The 15,829-nt window shown below is 45.3% G+C and carries 12 protein-coding genes; 3 read left to right on the forward strand and 9 right to left on the reverse strand.

Annotation, left to right across the window (positions count from 1 at the left end; all coding sequences use genetic code 11):
- On the forward strand, positions 1-448 hold a 448-nt coding region (locus IJE10_10305; protein ID MBQ2968496.1), incomplete at its 5' end, for a DUF4091 domain-containing protein.
- A 30-nt stretch (positions 449-478) separates the two neighbouring features.
- Here the strand turns inward: IJE10_10305 and IJE10_10310 are convergent.
- Complete coding sequence (locus IJE10_10310) at positions 479-1,645, reverse strand: CapA family protein (protein MBQ2968497.1); 1,167 nt, start codon at positions 1,643-1,645, stop codon at positions 479-481.
- Positions 1,646-1,758: 113 nt separating this feature from the next.
- Here IJE10_10310 and tadA point away from each other — a divergent pair, with 113 nt between their 5' ends.
- Positions 1,759-2,220 carry a tRNA adenosine(34) deaminase TadA gene (gene tadA, locus IJE10_10315; protein ID MBQ2968498.1) on the forward strand — a complete coding sequence of 154 codons (462 nt, stop codon included), beginning with the start codon at positions 1,759-1,761 and terminating at the stop codon, positions 2,218-2,220.
- Between the two features lie 25 nt (positions 2,221-2,245).
- Here tadA and IJE10_10320 read toward each other — a convergent pair whose 3' ends face one another.
- The 8 genes from IJE10_10320 to IJE10_10355 all read right to left on the reverse strand — a co-directional run bounded on the left by IJE10_10320 (position 2,246) and on the right by IJE10_10355 (position 14,491).
- A complete protein-coding gene (locus tag IJE10_10320) occupies positions 2,246-3,070 on the reverse strand; it encodes a hypothetical protein (GenBank protein MBQ2968499.1) in 825 nt (274 codons plus the stop codon).
- Entirely contained in the window at positions 3,067-4,233 is a 1,167-nt protein-coding gene (locus tag IJE10_10325) for a hypothetical protein (protein ID MBQ2968500.1), read from the reverse strand. The genes IJE10_10320 and IJE10_10325 overlap by 4 nt, the downstream gene beginning before the upstream one ends.
- A gap of 21 nt (positions 4,234-4,254) precedes the next feature.
- Entirely contained in the window at positions 4,255-5,580 is a 1,326-nt protein-coding gene (locus IJE10_10330; protein MBQ2968501.1) for a penicillin-binding protein 2, read from the reverse strand.
- Positions 5,580-7,217, reverse strand: coding sequence for an FtsW/RodA/SpoVE family cell cycle protein (locus IJE10_10335; GenBank protein ID MBQ2968502.1), 1,638 nt, complete (start codon positions 7,215-7,217; stop codon positions 5,580-5,582). The genes IJE10_10330 and IJE10_10335 overlap by 1 nt, the downstream gene beginning before the upstream one ends.
- Positions 7,218-7,233: 16 nt before the next feature.
- Positions 7,234-10,056, reverse strand: a complete 2,823-nt coding sequence (gene uvrA / locus IJE10_10340) for an excinuclease ABC subunit UvrA (GenBank protein ID MBQ2968503.1) — start codon at positions 10,054-10,056, stop codon at positions 7,234-7,236.
- The gene (gene uvrB, locus IJE10_10345) at positions 10,046-11,995 is read right to left on the reverse strand and encodes an excinuclease ABC subunit UvrB (GenBank protein MBQ2968504.1); all 1,950 of its coding nucleotides are present in this window, start codon (positions 11,993-11,995) and stop codon (positions 10,046-10,048) included. Before uvrB ends, uvrA begins: the two co-directional genes overlap by 11 nt.
- Positions 11,996-12,113: 118 nt before the next feature.
- Positions 12,114-12,611, reverse strand: a complete 498-nt coding sequence (locus IJE10_10350) for a YgjV family protein (protein ID MBQ2968505.1) — start codon at positions 12,609-12,611, stop codon at positions 12,114-12,116.
- The gene (locus IJE10_10355; GenBank protein ID MBQ2968506.1) at positions 12,599-14,491 is read right to left on the reverse strand and encodes a Gfo/Idh/MocA family oxidoreductase; all 1,893 of its coding nucleotides are present in this window, start codon (positions 14,489-14,491) and stop codon (positions 12,599-12,601) included. The genes IJE10_10350 and IJE10_10355 overlap by 13 nt, the downstream gene beginning before the upstream one ends.
- Before the next feature lie 110 nt (positions 14,492-14,601).
- Between IJE10_10355 and IJE10_10360 the strand changes: the two genes are divergently transcribed.
- Positions 14,602-15,462: a helix-turn-helix domain-containing protein gene (locus IJE10_10360; GenBank protein ID MBQ2968507.1), complete on the forward strand. Its 861-nt coding sequence runs from the start codon at positions 14,602-14,604 to the stop codon at positions 15,460-15,462.
- Positions 15,463-15,829 lie beyond the last annotated feature (367 nt).

The following is a 15,829-nucleotide window of genomic DNA, read 5'->3' on the forward strand; positions in this document are numbered from 1 at the left end:
ATACTACTGCTGCGGTCCGATATATACATTCACCAACAGCTTTCTTTCTATCCCCTCTGCCCGTGTGCGGATTCTGGGACTTCAGCTTTTTAAGTACGATATAAAAGGCTTTTTGCACTGGGGCTTAAACTTTTATAACACTGCCCATTCCATTTACACCATTGACCCGTATCTGACCACGTCTTCCGATGGCTCATTCCCCTCGGGTGATGGGTACATTCTGTATCCGTCCAAAACCGGTGCTTACAACTCCATACGCGGTGAGGTAACCTATCAGGCGATGCAGGATATAAGAATTTGTGATGCCTTAGCACAAAAAATCGGCAAAGAAAAGGTCGTTGAGATGATTGACAAAGCCGCAAAACGCGACCTTCGTTTTGACGACTATCCCATCTGCAACAAATTCTTAGAAGATTTACAACAGCAAATGATTGAGCTTCTTAAATGAAAAACAGCCTGAGCTTTGCTCAGGTTGTTTTTATATACATTCAATATTCTGTAATTTTTTAATCAGCGGTACGCGTTCTTTGGAAGCTTCTAATTTGTTTTCATAAACCAGATTCAGGCAACGACGTACCAGCTCGTTATGCGCTTCGCAGTTAAACAGATTCTTAACCGCCAGAAAATCGCGGATTTCACGGTTGCCGTCTGCGAAGAATTCACGCACATAGTGGTGCATGCTGTTTACATAGTGAGCTTGTGTAGTACAGAACGCATCAAACCATTTCTGTATCTCCTCAGGCTTGTCTAAAGGCTCATTTAAGCACTCCATATATTTCATGAATTTTTCTTTTTCCTCACCCTTTAACATCGTGATTTTTTCCGCTGTAAAGGTATAAGGATGAATGTTAAGACCTACGCCCTCTTCCGAAAAGTCCACCTCGCTCATGTAGCCGTAATACCAGCTTTGATTTTCTCTTGTAAAATCATACGGGAAGAACAGATTGCCCATGCTGTACACAATCGGCTTTCCGTTATACATTTCAAACCCCTGCGGACAATGGGTGTGCATCGCAATAACCGCTTCTGCACCGATATCAATGAAATGACGGTAAAGCTCTGTTTTCATGGGAGACGGAAATGGGTTGTATTCGTTACCGCCATGGAAGTACATAACAGGCTTTTGCCCTTGCTTTAACGCATTGAAAATCGCGCGGCTGCATTCGCCTAAGCTATAGCCTGCCGTACCGCATTCGGTAGCTGTTGCGGCACCGAATTCATTCTCACAAACCGCAATGATTGCAATTTTCATACCGTCCTTTTCCAAAACCGCAGGCTTATAGGCTTCAGCGGTATTGTCTCCCGCGCCGATGCAGGTATAGCCCTTGCTTTCCAAAAGCTTACGGCTGGAGTGAAACACGGTTGCCCCGAAATCCATGCTGTGATTGTTTGCCATGCCTAAAATATCGGGCTTTAACGCATCAATATATGCGACAAATTCCTCATCCGCCGCAAGATTCGGACCGGTTTTCGGAATGGGTTCACCATCTTCTGCTTTGCCGAATACACACTCTGCATTAATCATGGAAAAATCTGCACTATGCAATACCTCTGCAGGCTCCGCCATCGCTTCTTTTACTTTGTCAACGCCCGGAAATTCATTCATTTTGTAAAGCGCCACATCTGACCCGAACATGATTTTCATACAAGCCACCTCCGTTGAAATTCACCTTATTCTACCCCAAACCCACTCTTTTGTCAACCCCTCTTTACAAAAAACAAAAAATATGGTATTCTACTTATCGTAGAGGTGAAAGTATGGACGAAAAATTCATGAAGCAAGCTATAAAGCAAGCCCAAAAAGCTGCTGAAATGGGCGAAGTGCCCATCGGAGCGGTGCTGGTAAAGGACGGAAAAGTCATCGCACGCGGATATAATAAACGGGAAAAGAATATGTCGGCAGAAGCACATGCCGAGCTGATTGCCATCCGCAAGGCTTGCAAAAAAGAAAACAACTGGCGCCTTTCGGGCACTACCCTTTATGTAACCTTAGAGCCATGCCCCATGTGCGCTGGTGCCATCATCAATGCGCGCATTGACCGCGTGGTATTCGGCGCGCCCAATCCCCAGAGCGGTGTCTGCGGTACCCATCTGAACCTGCTGAACATGAACCTGTTAAATCACACCACCGAGGTCACCTCCGGTGTAGAGGAAACCGCCTGCACCGGGCTGATGCAGGAGTTTTTCAAAAAAATAAGACAACGAAACAAAAACAAGTGATGTGCTAAAGCACATCACTTGTTTTTTATTTGCCAAGCAATTTATCAAGTGTTGTTTCAGCCGTTTCGCCCGACTGGATATTTTTCATAATGACTTTGGTTTCGGTCACCCACAAAAGGGTCGGGATACCTTTTAAGTCGCAGTATTCCTCTGCCGCATACATGCTTCCGCCCGAAACATACCCCTCTGCCTTTAACCCCTGCTGACGCAAGCCGAACGCCACTTTATAGGCATTATCTGCCATATCGGATGCCACAAGCACCACCGGAATGGGGTCTTTTAATTCTTTGTTACCAAGCTTAAAGGTAACCGCAGAAAGCAAATCAAACACCATGGTTGCGGTTTTGCCTTTGCGCTCGTAGCTGATCAGCTTGGTGTCCCCTGCATAGCCCGAAAAGGCAATACTGTCCCCTTCAACGGGCGCGGTTAAGTCCACCGAAACAAAGGATGCCAAATCATATCCATCCAGTAAATCTGCCAAAGCATACAAATCATCTAAGTCGTCGCTGTCCTCTTCCACTGCATCCAGTGCAGACAGTTCGCCTTTTATATCAAAGTTCAGCTTACCGTGATTCAGACGAATGTCGGGATGTTCAATTTCCATGCCCAACATGGCATTGATTGCCATTGCCGCCATTTCCGCGTCTGCCAACAAATTGCTTTCCCCGTCCAGCACAACGGTCAACAAAAATGTTCCTTTGGTGTAATAGCGTACAGGTGGCAGGCAATCTGCCAGAGCCGTTTTCACATCCCCTGCCACTTCATCATAGGCAAAAGAATGCAAAACATCCGTAATTTTGTTCGTTAATTCGTTTTTAAGTATTGTGTTTGCTTTTGTTAAACCGTTCATTGTGTATCCTCCAAATCAAGATAATATTTTATAACATCCTTTGCAATGGGTGCTGCCGCATCGCCACCGCTCATACCGCTGTATTCCACCAACACCGCCAGAGCAATCTGCGGATTTTCCGCAGGTGCAAAACTGATAAACCAGGTGTGGTCTAAGTTTGAACGACCCATGGTTTCGTTTTGTGCCGTGCCGGTTTTACCTGCTACCGTCACCCCGTCAATTTTTGCTTTGACCCCGGTGCCCTCTTCTTCATTCACAACCGCAATCATGCCCTCGGTGACCCGCTCTGCTGTCTCGGGACTGAAAACTCTTACAGCCTTTTGCCTGTAAAAATCCTGCACCGGAGATTCCAATCTGCCTTCGCTTTTCATAAACGGCATCATCAGAACACCGTCATTGGCAATGGTTGCACACACCATCGCCATATGCAAAGGTGAAATGGCAAGCGCGCCCTGACCGATGCCCAAGGCAGGTCTGCCACCACCAAACTGCGATGTAATAATGGTGTCTGTCCCCTCTACCAAAAGAGGCTTACCCATATAGAATTTTTTTGCATATTCATGCATCAGCGCATCGGTCAGTTTTGTGTCTGCCAGGCACGCAAAATATGTATTCACCGAATATTTAAGTGCGTCCTTCAGATTGACCAGATTCGGCACATCTCCTGCATTCGGAATGCCTGCATACACACCCGGGTTTTCAAAATCCTTAAGCTCGCGGTCTTCTTCCACCGAAACCGCCGCCCAAAGCACCTTCATGGTAGAGCCGGAAGCATAATTCCCTGAAAAAGCAATATTTCTACTTCCCGATGTGTGAGAATATGCATTTAAAATCTCACCGGTATTGGGATTTAAAACCACCACCGCACCTGCACGGTCCGGCATGTTTTTCTCAAAAATTTCGCCAATTTTCGCATCCGAAACCGCACGGGGTGTCATTTGCATCACCGCGCTTTGTCGGTTGAAAACCTGCAAGAATAAAGGTGCTTTTCTGTTTGGCACAGCCTCGTCATTTTCGATTTTTAACGAAGTCTGCTCGGTTTGGACAACCGTTTGCGTATTGGCAACCGGCTTAAACTGCACTAAAATACCTGTTACAAGAACCAAAACCGCCAAAACAGCAACCAGACACCAGACATATTTTTTAAGTTTATTGTAATTCAAAGCCGCTTGTTACTCCTCATATTATTTCGCTTGGTACAACCAATATTCCATTACACTTTTTGCAATAGGTGCCGCCGAATAGCCACCGGCACCTGCATCCTCTACAAAAACCGCCACCGCAATTTCGGGGTTGTCTGCCGGTGCGAAACCGATGAACCAGGCATCATTTTCGCCCGCTCCCTCAGATGTACCTGTTTTACCTGCAACCGTAACACCCGAAATTCTTGCATTCGAGCCGGTACCGCCACTTTCATTCACAACAGCAATCATGCCGTTTTTTACCCGTTCGGTTGTATTTTCGCTAAACACCCGCTGTAAAACCTCTGGCTGTTGTTCATATGTGCTTTCACCATTGAAGCGAACAGACTCAGAAATCATATACGGCTTCATCAATACACCGTCATTTGCAATGGTCGAACAAATCATCGCCATGTGCAAAGGCGAAACACTGATACCGCCCTGGCCGATACCCATACGAGCCGCCTCCACACCAAACTCTGCCTTGATGGTTGCCGCATAACCGTCTATCTCCAGAGGTTTTCCTATATACAGTTTTTCAGCATATTCCCGCATCAGCTCCATACCAAGCTTCTGATCTGCCAGATATGCAAAATACTTGTTTACAGAATATTTCAACGCCTGTTCCACATTCACGGTTGCAGGCGGTGTGACCGAGTTCCCGACCCCTGCATACGAACCGCGCGCGTTAAAATCTGAAAGCTCTCTGTCTTCCTCCAGCGAAACTGCCGCCCAAAAGGTTTTTAAGGTCGAGCCCGGCTCCTTGCCTGCTTCCATGGCAATATTACGGAACAGTTCCTCTCCTTGTTTGGGATGGCTGTACGCGCAAAGAATCTCACCTGTTTTCGGATTCATAGCAACCACCGCACCTAAATTGTTTGGTCTGTATTGATTGAACGCCTCTGCCGCTTTTTTCTGCAATCTTTCCGAAACAGTCATATGAACGGTTTCGCCTTCCTTGTTATGTCCGTAAGTAAAATATTCCTCCCTGCCCCGAAGCTTAGAATCAAAATCCATTTCTACTCCGGCACAGTTTGCCTGAATCAGCTGTGCAAAAATTTCGGCATCCGCACAATACTTGGTTTCCTGGGTTGTTTCAGAGTTCCACTCATTCCATGCAAGCGTTGTTCCCTCCTGCGATAAAATGCGACCACGCAGAATATTCTGATTCCACCGTCTGTTGTAATCATGCTCCAGATAAGCATGCTTTCCCTTAAGCTCGATATGAACCAGATACCCAATCAAAACCACCGTAAGCAAACCAATGACAAACAAAATACGGATGAATCTTGCACTTTCCTGATAGCCCTCGCTTTTTTTCTTTGCCATTACAAATCACCTCCGCCGGTAAAGAACTCATTTGTCACCGTTTTCTTTTTGTGTTCCGGCAACGGTTCCGCTGTTCCATCCTTCGGCTCCGGTGTTTTTCTTTCAGATACATCGTTTGTAACGTTGTCGGTTAAGTCTCCGCCTCTGAAAAACACTCCGTCAGATGACCTTTGTGCTTCATATTCCTCTTCATAAGCCAGGTCATCTTCTGTCCAGACTGCTTTTTCATCGAACCTCTCCGTTCCGAAATCCACCGGTACAAATTCCGCATCCTCTTCCTCCGTCATGCGGTAGATGCTGTGTGAATACCGCTCATCCCCAATCAGATCTGCCCCCGCCATAAGCCCGGGATTTTTCTTTTTGGCAATAGCCTTTGCGGTTTCGTCTGTTTTGTTTGCCGCGCCTTCCAAAAAGCCGATTGCCATAAAGCCAACCACCAGCGAGCTGCCGCCATAGCTTACAAACGGCAACGTGATGCCTGTCATGGGAATCAGCTTTGTTACGCCGCCTATAATGATAAAGGTCTGGAAGCCAAACATAATACAAATGCCCGCACCGATTGTACGATAGAATTTATGCTTGATATTCAAAGACAGTCGCAAGCCTCTGTACATCAGCAAAAAGAACAGCATTACAATGGCAACACCAATCATAACCCCCATTTCTTCACAGACAGAGGCAAAAATGTAGTCAGATTTCTCAGCACCGATGGTGGAAATGCTGGTTGGAGAGCCAAGACCGATCCCCGTGCCGAAAAATCCGCCCGAGCCGATGGCGAACATAGACTGCATCAGTTCACCGGCTCCGTTCACCTCATGCGGATTCAATTCCCATAAATCCTGCCAGAGTACCACACGACGCATAAAAGTATTGTAAACCGACTGAAACAGCGAATCCTTAAACAGATACAAAACAAGCGCACCAACGGCAATAATACCAATGTTTGCTAAGATAATCCATTTTTTCTCATTAAAGAGATACAGCATGGCAATGTAAGTGGAAAAGATAACCAAAATGGTACCCAATTCCTTTTGAAGAACCATAATACCCAGCACAACATACACCGCCCCGGACATTATAATCCCCTCCTGCTGTCCGAAAAGCTGATACCGCTTCGGATTCTGAAAACGGTCTGCCAGCATAAACAGAACAAGATATTTTACAATTTCGGTGGTCTGAATGCTGAACGGTCCGAATACAAGCCAGTTTTTAACACCCGTCCCGGTAGTATCCTTACCAAAAATCATGGTAAAAAGAGACAGTGCAACCGCCAGAAAAAAGAATCCGTACCCGATTTTAGCAATCCATTTTGCACGCATCACGATAAGATAGGACACAAAAAATCCAACCAGTGCCACGGCAAACCACAATGTCTGATTCTGACCGCTTGTCTTACTGCATCTGAAAATCATGACGATGCCTATGGAAAACAGCATGGATACAATCAGGAAAATATATTGGTCATCCATAGACATGCTGCTTAAGAAAAAATAAGCAACCCATATCAACCCGACAACTGCAACGCCGTATATAACCATTTCAAAGCTTCTGTCATAAAAAAGCCACAGCACAAAAAAACCAATCAGATTAAACAATGTAATCAGCTGAATCGGCTTTTGTGTGTTCACTTTTGTCATAAGGCGTCCCCCCATATCACAACACTTTGTTCAGATACTGCCCTGTATAGGATTGTTCGCATTTTGCGACCTCTTCGGGTGTACCCTGTACCACAACCGTGCCACCCTTGTCACCGCCCTCGGGACCCATATCAATGATGTAGTCCGCGGTTTTGATAACATCTAAGTTGTGTTCAATAATAATGACCGTGTTTCCACCGTCTGTCAGCTTTTGTAACACCTCCAAAAGCTTATGCACATCGGCAGTATGCAAGCCCGTTGTGGGTTCATCCAATACATATGCAGTTCTGCCGGTGCTTTTTCTGGAAAGCTCGGTGGCAAGCTTGACTCTCTGTGCCTCACCGCCCGAAAGGGTGGTTGCAGGCTGTCCTAACTTGATATAGCCTAAGCCAACTTCTCGTAACGTAGTCAGCTTTCTCTTGATTTTGGGCTGGTTTTCAAAGAAGGCTTCCGCATCCTCCACCGTCATTTCCAAAACCTCATAGATATTTTTGCCTTTGTAACGCACCTCTAAGGTTTCACGGTTATACCGCTTACCGCCACACACATCACAAGGCACAAATACGTCGGGCAAAAAGTGCATTTCGATTTTCAAGATACCGTCACCGGTACAAGCCTCACACCGTCCGCCCTTTACGTTAAAGCTGAATCTGCCCGCCTTGTATCCGCGTGCCTGCGCATCCTGTGTGGTAGCAAACAATTCTCTGATATCATTAAACAGTCCCGTGTAGGTTGCAGGATTGGAACGGGGCGTTCTGCCGATGGGTGACTGGTCAATGTTAATCACCTTATCAAGCTGCTCCAGTCCTAAGATTTCATCATATTTACCTGCCTTTTTACGGGCACCGTTCAACTCGGTTGCCATAACTCTGTACAAAATACTGTTTACAAGCGAGCTTTTACCCGAACCGGAAACTCCGGTCACAACCGTCATAACCCCTAACGGGAAAGACACGTCAATGTGCTTTAAATTGTTTTCACTCGCACCCTTTACCGTAAGCCATGCGTCGGTAAGGCTTCTTCGGTTTGAAGGCACTTCAATCTGCTTTTTCTTGCTTAAATACTGTCCCGTAATACTCTTTTTGCAGTTCATGATGTCTTTTATGGTACCTGCACAAACGATTTCACCGCCATGCACCCCTGCACCGGGGCCTACGTCTACAATGTAATCCGCTTCCATCATGGTTTCTTCGTCATGCTCTACCACAAGCACCGTATTACCCAAATCCCTTAAATTTTTCAAGGTCTGAATAAGCTTTCCGTTATCCCTTTGGTGCAGACCGATACTCGGCTCGTCTAAAATGTACAAAACGCCCATCAGACTGGAACCAATCTGGGTTGCAAGACGGATTCTTTGTGCCTCACCGCCCGAAAGGGTGGCTGCGGCTCTGGCAAGGGTGATATAATCCAATCCCACATTCACCAAAAAGCCAAGTCTTGCTTTGATTTCCTTTAAAATCTGATGTGCAATCTTTTCCTGGGTCGGGGTAAGTACCAGTTCTTCCACAAATTTCAATGCTTTGTTAACCGAAAGATTCGTCAGCTCAAATATATTCATGCCGTTTACAGTAACCGCTAACGTTTCCTTTTTCAGACGCTTGCCTTCGCAGGCAGAGCACGTCATGTAGGTCATAACCTCTTCCATTTGCGCCTTGGCATATTCGGAGGTAGTATCTCTGTATTTTCTCTCTAAATTTCCCACAACCCCTTCAAAAGCGGAATGGAACATACCGCCACCGTACACACGCTCGTATTCAAATTTTACCTTTTCGCGGTTTGTGCCAAAAAGCACAACCTCCTGCGCTTTTTTCGGCAAATCTTTAAAAGGAACATCTACCGAAAAACCGTAATGTGCCGCAAGACCGTTAAAATACATCATGGCAATGCTGTTTTCGGTAGTGGTATTCCAACCACTGGCAACAATCGCGCCCTCTCTCAACGTTTTCTTCTTATCGGGCACTATCAGGTCGGGGTCGATTTTAAGCATAGTCCCTAACCCCGTACACTCGGGACATGCACCGAAATGGCTGTTAAAGGAAAACATACGCGGTGCAAGCTCCGCAATGCTGATACCGCAATCATGGCAGGCATAGTTCTGGCTGAAAAGATACTCGGTATCGCCGATTACATCAACAATCACCAAGTCCCCTGCCATTTTAAGTGCAGTTTCCACAGAGTCTGTCAGTCTGGTGCGGTTATCTTTGCGCACCGTAAGGCGGTCGACCACAATTTCAATGTTGTGCTTGATGTTTTTCTCCATGGGGATTTTGTCGGTCAACTCGTACATGTTGCCGTCTACGCGCACGCGGACAAAACCGCTTTTTCGGGCATCCTCAAACACCTTGGTATATTCGCCCTTTCGTGAGCGCACCACAGGTGCAAGCACCTGAAAACGGGTTCCCTCTTCCATTTCCAGCACTTTATCCACAATTTCGTCTACCGACTGTTGTGTAATTTCCTTTCCGCATTCGGGACAATGGGGCGTACCAATTCTCGCATACAACAAACGCAGATAGTCATAAATCTCGGTTACGGTACCCACAGTAGAACGGGGGTTTTTACTGGTGGTCTTCTGGTCAATGGAAATGGCAGGTGAAAGACCGTCGATATAGTCTACATTCGGCTTTTCCATTTGCCCTAAAAACATACGGGCATAGGAAGAAAGGGACTCCATATACCGTCTCTGCCCCTCCGCATAAATGGTATCAAAGGCAAGGGATGACTTGCCCGAACCACTAAGACCTGTGATAACCACAAATTTATCTCTTGGGATTTCCACATCCACATTTTTTAAGTTGTGTTCCTTTGCACCTTTAACGGATATTTTTTTAAACGCCATCTGCATTCAACTCCTGTATCTTGTCACGCAACATTGCGGCACGCTCGAACTGCAAATTCTTCGCCGCTTCGCGCATTTGCTCTGTCAATTGTTTGATTACTTTTTCCTTGTCCTTCGGGTCCACCTTTTCGGTCGGCACAATGGGTGCCGCGGTGGCTTCGATAATTTCGCGGACATCCTTTACAATCGTTTTGGGCACGATACCGTGCTTTTCATTAAATTCAATCTGCATCTTACGTCGGCGATTGGTTTCATCAATCGCACGGCGCATACTGTCTGTGATTTCGTCTGCATACATAATCACCTTACCCTCGGCATTTCGTGCCGCACGGCCAATGGTTTGTACCAGCGAGGTTTCGCTTCGCAAGAAGCCTTCCTTGTCTGCATCCAAAATTGCAACTAAGGACACCTCGGGAATATCTAAGCCCTCGCGCAAAAGGTTGATACCCACCAAAACATCAAATTCGCCAAGACGTAAATCGCGCACAATTTCCATGCGCTCTATAGTCTTGACATCCGAGTGCAGATAACGCACCCGAACGCCTGCCTCTTCCAGGAAAGTGGTAAGACTTTCTGCCATGCGCTTGGTGAGGGTTGTTACAAGCACCCTTTGCTTTTTCTCGGTTCGATTGTGTATTTCGGAAAGCAGATGGTCAATCTGTCCTTTGGTTTTAACCACTTCTATCTCGGGGTCTAAAAGTCCCGTGGGACGGATAACCTGCTCAATAATCTGCTCGGAATGCTCCCGTTCGTACTGGGCAGGAGTTGCACTTACAAATATGGTCTGTCCGATTCTCTGTTCAAATTCGTTAAAGGTAAGCGGACGGTTGTCGTACGCCGAGGGCAGACGAAACCCGTATTCCACAAGCGAATCCTTTCTGGAGCGGTCACCTGCAAACATGGCACGCACCTGCGGTACGGTTACATGTGCCTCGTCAATGACAAGCAGAAAATCATCGGGGAAATAGTCTAACAGGGTATAGGGGGCAGAGCCGGTCGCTCTTCCGCTGATGTGCCTTGAATAGTTTTCGATTCCCTGACAAAAACCCGTTTCCTGCATCATTTCAATATCATAACGCGTACGCTGTTCAATACGCTGCGCCTCTAAAAGCTTGTTATTGTCCTGAAAGAATTTAATGCGTTCTTCTAATTCTTTTTCAATATTTACAATTGCTCTGTCCATCTTTTCCTGAGTGGTCGCATAGTGGGATTTCGGGAAAATGGCAACGTGATTCCGCACGCCCGTCACTTCGCCCGTTACCACATTGATTTCACAAAGACGGTCAATTTCGTCCCCGAACAGCTCAATGCGTATGGAGCTTTCGTTGGAATTTACGGGGAACACTTCAATAACATCTCCGCGCACACGAAATTTACCTCGGGAAAAATCAATGTCATTCCGCTCGTAGCGCATATCCACAAGCTTTGCGATAATGTCCTCTCTCTCCCGCCGCATGCCTGTGCGCAACGAAAGACCCATTTTGATATAATCCTCCGGGTCACCCAAGCCGTAAATACAAGAAACCGATGCCACAATAATGACATCTCTGCGTTCAAACAGAGCAGCCGTAGCACTGTGGCGTAGCTTATCGATTTCGTCATTGATGGACGCGTCCTTTTCGATAAAGGTATCGGTTTGCGCAATGTAAGCCTCGGGCTGATAATAATCGTAGTACGAAACAAAGTATTCTACCGCGTTGTTGGGAAAGAACTCCTTAAATTCCGTGCAAAGCTGTGCCGCCAAGGTTTTATTGTGTGCAAGCACCAAAGTGGGACGGTTGATGTTTGCAATGACATTTGCAATTGTATAGGTTTTTCCCGAGCCGGTTACACCCAGCAAGGTCTGACCCACATAGCCGTCTTTTAAGCCTTCTGTAAGCTGTGCAATCGCCTCAGGCTGATCGCCTGCAGGCTTATAGGATGATACCAGTTCAAACATGTGCCATCCTCCTTTTTTCAAAATAAAAATACCTATTCATATTATTGTACCATAAACAGACGTATAATGCAAGAAAAAAGAACATTTTTGCGTATTGCAAAAATGTTCTTTTTAATATTTATTGTTCTTTTTTCAAAAGAGAAAAGACAGAGGTACAAATAGTAAATGCGACACCCACATACACCGAAACAGATTGTGCAAGCATGATGTTATACAAAAGTGTACAGCTTGCCGCCACAATAGACAGCTTTTTGGTGCTCCGCGGATTTTTCACCCAGAATGCAACCGTGGATACAGATGAGCTTACCGCAGGGAAAATACTAAAAATATTTTTCCAGGTAAAGCAAGCCGACAGAAGATATAAGCAAAGAAAAACAGCAAGCAGAATTTTATCATATTTTTTGTTTTTTATATGGCTGAACACAAACTCTCTTACAAAGCAAAGTCCGTTTGTTGCCGCCGCAGAATATGCAGATATCAGCAAATAGTGTGCAACCCAGAATAAATCCTGTAAGGATTTAAAAAATATCAGCTGGTCTTTGGTTTTTCTGGAATAAATAATCAGCGATGACACAATCGCCATTGTACCGAAAATCTGTGCAATTATATATGGCATATCTCAACCCAGCTCCCGTCATTTTTTGCACTTTCGTAGCATTTATCCAGCACATAACGGGATAAAACACCGTTTTCTGCCGTTACCACAAGCGGTTCGCCCGTGCGCACAGCGTTCGCAAAATTGTCTGCCGCAATCACCCATTCCTTTTTAAACGGGTATGGTGCTTCCTCACTCCATTTGCCGGTCTGCCACCAGTATGTATGATTTCCCTCGGGACCACCGGAAGTAGAAAGGTATGCACCCTGGTCGCCGTAAACCTCCACACGGGAATACCAGCTTGAAGCAGGATAGGAAGTGGTGGAAGAAAACCGTGCCACAAAGCCATCTTTGAATACCATTTCGCAAATTCCAAGATCCTCCGCCTCGATATCGTGGGTTTGCTTATAGGTAGTGCATCTCACCTTTTCGGGCATTCCGAAAACAGTCAGAATGCGGTCGATTTCATGAATACCCTGATTGCTGAGTGCCCCGCCGCCATCTAATGCCCAGGTACCTCGCCAATGCCCGTTGGTTTCAAAATACTGCGGTGTTCTTAAAATATTCAAAATAATATTTGCAGATTTCAGGTTACCGAAAAAGCCTTTTTCTGTTGCGGATTTCAACTCTGTAAGTGCACCGCGGAAGTGCATGTCGAAATCACAGGCAAACAACAAATTCTTTTCTTTTGCAAGTTTTGCGGTTTGCTCACAGATTTCATAATTTACATCCATGGGCTTGGTCACAAGGACATGCTTCCCTGCCCTTAACGCCTTTTGGGCGATTTGGCAATGGGTACCCGTGGTGGTTACCACATACACCATTTCCACCTCGGGGTCATTTAAAAACACATCAACGTCGGTGCTGTAGGGCACATGATACTGCTCGCCCACCGCTTTTGCTTTTTCTCCGATAATATCGCAAACACCGACAATTTTTATCCCGCTGATTTTTTCAATCTCCTTACATCGGTCTTTGCCCTTTCCAAGGCCTACAACCACCATTTTTACGGGGTTATCCTTATAGGGCCTTTCAAAAGTATTGGTTACCGCAAGTGCTTCCTTCATATCCCCGGGTGCACTTTCGGGCCACACCTTTTTGATGTGATTGAAGCAACGCTTTGTCGCTTCCTGCTCGTCCATAACCGCTTTTGTTTCGACAGGAAGATGCGTTTCAATGGACACAGGCATGTCCTTACCGGTTGCAAGCGCACCTCGTAACACTCTGTCCCAGGGTACTTTTTTCGCATCTACCTCAGGAAGCACGCCTCGGCACTTTACATGAAGCATGTTTGCATATTTTAAAGCCTTTGTAAAATAGTCCACACAATCCCCCTGCGCCTCGGGCAAGATTTCAAACATATTGGAAATGTCCCATGCCATGCCCCATTCGGGAATGTTTAATGCTTCTAAAAAGGTAATAACTTCATCAGGCGTCTGTCCGCAATTTTCAAAGCCTAACACAAGCCCTGCTTCCTTTGCTCTTTTTGCAAAAGGATAAAACATTTCCAGCACTTTAGACAGCTCGTCGGGGCGCACCGCAAGTGCACCTAAATCCGGATCATCCATTTTGTGCTGCCAGAAATTAAAGGAACGGACAAGCCTGCATTCTAAAATTTCGGATGCACGAATAATGCCCTCCAACTTTTCCATTTCCATGTTCTGCCTTTCTTGATCAGGCAGATGCACCTTGCAAAGCGAAGACTGAATCACACCTGTTTTCAGTCCCAAATCATCCAACTGTGCTTTCAGCGCTTTAAGCTGTGTCTCAGATTGCTTTTCAATGGGCATGCCGTTAATCAGGCCTCGGAAATCCACGTATTTCATGCCCCACTCCGCAAAAACAGGCAAAACAGAGGTTACTTCTTTTTTCAGTTCGTCTGTAAAAACCGAAATATACATACTCTCAATCGTCCTTTCTGTTGACAATTTTACTTTATAGCTGTATAATAACATAAAATATCTTTTATTTCTGTAATATTTTTAATAAAAAATAGGAGTTTTTTAATATTATGTGTTTTTTTACAAAAAATCTGTCCATTGATTTTTTCAATTCAAATGCCTCAATCCGCTTTGCTCACAAAAAAACAGCCATTCAACCGCAGGAGTTTTCTCTGCATCTTAATGACTGTGTGGAATTTTATATTTATATTTCAGGCGATGCCGACTACATAGTCGGTGATGACCGCATGCATTTAACGCCCGGCGATGTGCTTGCCATTTCGCCCTACGAAATTCACACGCCTGTTTTTACAAAACCATGCTCATACGAACGATTTTATATGCTGTTTCCGCTTTCAGCTTTTTTAAACTATGGGTTTGATCCGCTTTTACCCTTTTTGCATAAATCTTTACATCCCAAAGTTCCGCTCGCAGCAAACGAAAAAGAACAAGTCCTAAAACTGCTTTACGAATTAAGTACACTTTCAGAACAAGAAAAAAACGAAGCCTCAACACTTCGCTCCGCGGGGTTGATTTTAGAGTTTATCGGTATACTTTCCAATGCTATTTTAAAAGAAACACGGCCCGGACCGGAAAATTCTTCAGGTGTTCCGCCACTGGTTCGTGATATTTTGACCTATATCGGTTTAAATGTTGAAACCGTTGACACGGTAAGAGAATTGGCAAAGCAATTCTATATCTCGCCGCCGTATCTATCCTCCATTTTCAAAAAATATGTAGGAATTAATGTAAACACCTATATCCGTATCAAAAAAATCGCAACGGCAAAAAAACTTCTGGACCAAGGCTTTTCTGTAACGGATACCTGCTACAGATGCGGTTTTTCAGACTGCTCTTACTTCATAAAAACCTTTAAATCCTATGTGGGTTCAACGCCCTTTCAATACAAAAACAAAGGACTGTCCGATTGACAGTCCTTTCAGACTGTCGAAAAAGTCGTTCTACCGCATCGTCACAACAAGACCTTTTTATTTGCCGTACTTCTTGTACGGCACTTTTTTCGGTCTGTTGTTCCTTTTTCGTGAAAAGTTTTCTTGAAATACTTTTCACGAGCGCTCACTACGTTCGCGTTTTTTGTCATGCTGAACGAAGTGAAGCATCCCGTAAACAGAACGCATGTTAAACGGAGCGGAATCCATCGAGGATTCCGCTCCATTGCTTGCTTTTTGTCAATTTGAACTCTACCGTACCTCTGTACGCCGACGAATTCAAATTGACAAAATATAACTTCCTTTTTCTTAAGTCTACAGCGTGTCGATAGGTTTATCGACACGCTGA

It is taken from the genome of Clostridia bacterium (assembly GCA_017410375.1).
Taxonomy (GTDB): domain Bacteria; phylum Bacillota; class Clostridia; order RGIG6154; family RGIG6154; genus RGIG6154.